General features: G+C 61.8%; 1 protein-coding gene. It reads right to left on the bottom strand.

Annotation, left to right across the window (positions count from 1 at the left end; translation table 11 throughout):
* Positions 1-88 precede the first annotated feature (88 nt).
* Positions 89-2,962, bottom strand: coding sequence for an aminomethyl-transferring glycine dehydrogenase (gene gcvP, locus DCO47_RS26335; protein ID WP_116659253.1), 2,874 nt, complete (start codon positions 2,960-2,962; stop codon positions 89-91).
* Between the last annotated feature and the right edge of the window lie 141 nt (positions 2,963-3,103).

Genomic DNA, 3,103 nt, shown 5'->3' on the forward strand with positions numbered 1-3,103 from the left:
GCGGTGTATCAGGCAAATTCTCCAGTGACTGATTCACCGCTATCGCGAGCAGGCTCACTCCTACAGGGGAACTGTGTACACCTATGTATCAGCGATAATCATCCACCGGCACACAGGCGCAATACAGATTGCGATCGCCGTAAACGTTATCCACCCGATTCACTGCCGGCCAGTACTTGTGGGCTCGGGTGTGCGCATCCGGGGTGATGGCCTGTTCGAGGCTGTAGGGCCGCTCCCAGATTCCAGTGACATCGGCCAGCGTATGCGGGGCGCGTTTGAGCGGGTTGTCTTCGGCCGGCCAGTTGCCCTTCTGCACCTCGTTGATCTCGGCGCGAATGCTCAGCATCGCCGCGATGAACCGGTCGAGTTCCGCCTTGGACTCGCTCTCGGTCGGCTCGACCATCAACGTACCGGGTACCGGGAAGGACATGGTCGGCGCGTGGAAACCGTAATCCATCAGACGCTTGGCCACGTCTTCCTCACTGATGCCGGTCTGCGCCTTCATTGGTCGCAGATCAAGAATGCATTCATGCGCCACGCGGCCATTGCGCCCGGTGTAGAGCACCGGAAACGCGCCGGATAGATGCTGCGCCAGATAGTTCGCCGCCAGAATCGCCACCTCGCTGGCATCCGCCAGTTGCGGACCCATCATGGCAATGTACATCCAACTGATCGGCAAAATGCTCGCACTGCCCCACGGTGCTGCACTGACTGCGCCGTTCTGCGCCAGTGGCCCGTCAATCGGCACCACCGGGTGGTTGGCCACGAACGGCGCCAGATGCGCGCGAACCCCGATCGGGCCCATGCCCGGCCCGCCGCCGCCATGGGGAATGCAGAAGGTCTTGTGCAGGTTCATGTGTGACACGTCGGCGCCGATGTCCGCTGGACGGGCGAGACCCACCTGGGCATTGAGATTGGCGCCATCCATGTACACCTGGCCGCCGTGCTGGTGAATCACTGCGCAGATTTCGCTGATGCCTTCCTCGTACACGCCATGGGTCGATGGATAGGTCGCCATCAGACACGACAACTTGTTCCCGGCCTCGGCGGCTTTCAGCTTCAAGTCGTCCAGATCAACGTTGCCCGCCTCATCGCACTCGACAATGACCACGCGCATCCCGGCCATCTGCGCCGAAGCCGGGTTGGTGCCGTGGGCCGACGAAGGAATCAGGCAGATCTCCCGCGCGCCCTCGCGCCGGCTCTCGTGATATTTGCGAATTGCCAGCAAGCCTGCGTACTCGCCTTGGGCGCCGGAGTTGGGCTGCATGCAGATCGCATCGAAACCGGTAATTGCACACAGCCAACGCTCGAGCTCTTCGATCATCAGCGTGTAACCGGCGGCCTGCTCTCTCGGCACGAAGGGATGCAGATTGGCGAACTGCGGCCAGGTGATCGGGATCATCTCGCTGGTGGCGTTGAGTTTCATCGTGCAGGAGCCGAGGGGAATCATCGACTGGTTGAGCGCCAGATCCTTGTTTTCCAGTTGTTTGAGGTAACGCAGCATCTCGGTTTCGCTGTGGTGCGCATTGAATACTGGATGGCGCAGGTACGGCGTACTGCGCTGGAGCTCACTTGGAATTCCCGAGGCGATGTCTTCGGCATCCAGCGCGTCGACGCTCAAGCCATGATCGGCACCGAGCAGCACATCGAACAATTTCGCCACGGTGTGTTCATCACAGGTCTCGTCCAGACTCAGACCGACGCGGCCGCGACCGAGAATGCGCAGGTTGATCTGCGCTGCCTGAGCGCTTTCGATGATCGCCGTTTGTGCGCCGCCGACTTCCAGGGTCAGCGTGTCGAAGAACTGGGCGTTGAGCCGTTTGATGCCGTTGCGCTCAAGTCCAGCCGCGAGGATGCAGGTCAGACGATGCACGCGCTGGGCGATACGCTTCAAGCCCTCGGGACCGTGATACACCGCATAGCAACTGGCGATATTCGCCAGCAGCACCTGTGCCGTGCAGATGTTCGAGTTAGCCTTCTCGCGGCGGATATGTTGCTCACGGGTTTGCAGGGCCATGCGCAGCGCGACGTTGCCGCGAGCATCCTTCGATACGCCGATGATCCGCCCCGGAATCGCCCTCTTGTATTCCTCGCGGCTGGCGAAGAACGCCGCGTGGGGGCCGCCATAACCCATTGGCACGCCAAAACGCTGGGACGAGCCGAACACCACATCGGCACCCAACTCACCCGGCGGCGTCAGCACCAAAAGGCTGAGCAAGTCGGTGGCAACGCAGGCCAGGGCGTGCTGCGCGTGCAGGTGATCAATCAGCGGTTTCAGATCGCGGATTTCGCCGTGGGTGTCGGGGTATTGCAGCAACGCGCCGAATACCTCGTGCTGCGCCAGGTTATCCACCGCGTCGACGATCAGCTCGAAACCGAAACCTTCGGCGCGGGTCTGCACCACGGAGAGGGTTTGCGGATGACAGTTTTCATCGACAAAAAACACATTGCTCTTCGACTTCGCCACGCGCTTGGCCAGGGCCATGGCTTCGGCGGCTGCGGTGGCCTCATCGAGCAGCGAGGCGTTGGCCAGCTCCAGGCCAGTGAGGTCGATGGTCAGTTGCTGAAAATTCAGTAGCGCCTCGAGCCGGCCTTGGGCGATCTCTGGTTGGTATGGGGTATACGCGGTGTACCAGCCGGGATTTTCCAGCACGTTGCGCAAGATCACGGTTGGCGTGACGGTGCCGTGGTAGCCCATGCCGATCAGGCTGGTGAACAGCAGATTCTGCTCGGCATAACCGCGCAGTTTCGCCAGCGCAGCTTGCTCGTCGAGGGCCGGCGGCAGATCCAGTGCGCGATTGAAGCGAATGCCCGGGGGCACGGTCTGCTCGATCAGCTCGGCGCGACTGCCCAGGCCCAGGCTGTCGAGCATCGCCTGCTGCTCGGCAGCATCCGGGCCGAGGTGACGGCGCAGAAAGGCTTCGGGATCGCGTAACTGGCTCAGGGACGGCGACTGGGGCATGACGGGCTCTCCTGGCTGGGGCTTGGCGTCAATCGACACGGTCAAACCAGCATAGCAGCCTGCGTGACAACCCATTTTTCTGGACACCGCATCCCCTTGTAGGAGTGAGCCTGCTCGCGATAGCGGTGGGTCAGCCACCGA

This window comes from Pseudomonas sp. NDM (assembly GCF_003105095.1).
Taxonomy (GTDB): Bacteria; Pseudomonadota; Gammaproteobacteria; order Pseudomonadales; family Pseudomonadaceae; genus Aquipseudomonas; species Aquipseudomonas moraviensis_A.